This is a genomic window from Xenorhabdus budapestensis, assembly GCF_002632465.1.
GTDB lineage: Bacteria > Pseudomonadota > Gammaproteobacteria > Enterobacterales > Enterobacteriaceae > Xenorhabdus > Xenorhabdus budapestensis.
In genome coordinates this window covers 1-457 of the sequence record NZ_NIBS01000146.1, presented here as the reverse complement: position 1 = coordinate 457, position 457 = coordinate 1, and the positions used below count along the sequence as shown (strand labels likewise).

Below are 457 nucleotides of genomic sequence, written 5' to 3'. Positions count from 1 at the left end.
ATTCCAAGCCGGGTGAACGCGGCATTGTGCGCGATGGTGGTGTGACATGACGAAAAAAACACAGGAACCGGGCGGATTACCGCCCGAATTGCAGGTCGGGCCAGCAGATGATGTTACCCCACAAGGCATTCAACCCACTTTACCCGGTAAGCGGCGTGCTGATGAGGAAGCCGCCCCTGAGCTGGTTGTTGTCAAAGGAAATACAGTGCGTCATAACGGTGTTGACTACCCTGAAAATACCGTGATTGAGGTCTTCGGTGACGATGCGGAACGCCTGATACAGTTGGGGGTTGTCATGCGACTGGATGACCTGAGAGCGCAGTTATTATCCAGCAACCCAGTGACCGTTCAGGACGGGATTACCATTCAGCGGGGGGATCATGCCGATTGACTGGGATAAACATTTACTGGCCCCGCTGCATAAGCAGTTTGCAGAGCAGGTGAACTGGCGGCCTAA

1 protein-coding gene is annotated in these 457 nt (G+C 54.3%); it reads left to right on the top strand.

Annotation, left to right across the window (positions count from 1 at the left end; translation table 11 throughout):
* Positions 1-46: 46 nt before the first annotated feature.
* Positions 47-391, top strand: coding sequence for a DUF7210 family protein (locus tag Xbud_RS19355; protein WP_099137558.1), 345 nt, complete (start codon positions 47-49; stop codon positions 389-391).
* The last annotated feature ends 66 nt before the right edge of the window (positions 392-457 follow it).

Excerpts from the sequence above, each read along its gene's own strand:
- Xbud_RS19355 (WP_099137558.1), top strand. The coding sequence starts at position 47 with ATGACGAAAAAAACACAGGAACCGGGCGGATTACCGCCCGAATTGCAG.